Genomic DNA, 804 nt, shown 5'->3' with positions numbered 1-804 from the left:
CCCCGCCAATGGCGCAACAACACCACACCACCGGGACCGTGAGGTCACCGCTCGCGCGTCAAGCCTTCGTTGCGACCTTCCCGCGCGATCAGGTCACGGGACGCGCTGTCGTCGGCACGGACCTGATGGGCGGTCTCAAGCACTTCGTCGATGTCGCTGTCGGGGATGACGACGGCTCCCGATGAGTCGCAGAAGATGTACTGGCCCGGATAGATGCCCACTCCTTCGATGACGACGGGAATATTTGCCTGAAACGGCGTGACCACTGCTCCACCCCAGGCGACGGCCTCTCCCGAGCACCATGCGGCGAACGGTTCCGCGGCCAGTTCGTCGAAGTCGCGAAGGCGTCCGTCAGTTAGGACGCCGGCGAGGCCGACGTTGGTCGCACGGGAGAGCTTCGTTCCACCGGCGAGAGACGTCGAGCTGTGGCCGTTGCTGGCCATCACGAGGACCGTGTTGCCGGGATTGGCTGGTGATCCGTCGACGGCCTGGTGGAACAGCCGTCCGAAGGTGTATTCCTCCGGGTCAAGTATGGCGTGGCAGGTCGGGAAGAAGGAGATCGTCGCGACGCGCCCGAACAGGATGCGTTCGGGTGCCGGGCTGACGAGCCCGGTGATATGGGCGCGGTGACGGTGCTTCCGGCCGAGCGCATCGGTCAGGTCTGCGCATGTGAGGACTGCGGCTGACGCTGCGCGACGTCGCTCCACCGCGTTGTCTTCATCTTCGTTCACGGTCGTTCCGCATCATTCCTCCGTCACTGATGACGCGGGGGCGTGCCACCGGCTCAGCGGTGGCACGCCCCCA

1 protein-coding gene is annotated in these 804 nt (G+C 65.7%); it reads right to left on the bottom strand.

Annotated elements, in window-relative coordinates; all coding sequences use genetic code 11:
• Positions 1 to 44: 44 nt before the first annotated feature.
• Positions 45 to 731 carry an RraA family protein gene (locus HMPREF3105_RS03980; protein ID WP_240739669.1) on the bottom strand — a complete coding sequence of 229 codons (687 nt, stop codon included), beginning with the start codon at positions 729 to 731 and terminating at the stop codon, positions 45 to 47.
• Positions 732 to 804 lie beyond the last annotated feature (73 nt).

The sequence above is a fragment of the Micrococcus sp. HMSC31B01 genome, from assembly GCF_001816085.1.
Lineage (GTDB): Bacteria > Actinomycetota > Actinomycetes > Actinomycetales > Micrococcaceae > Micrococcus > Micrococcus luteus.
This window is presented reverse-complemented; position numbering and strand designations above follow the sequence as displayed.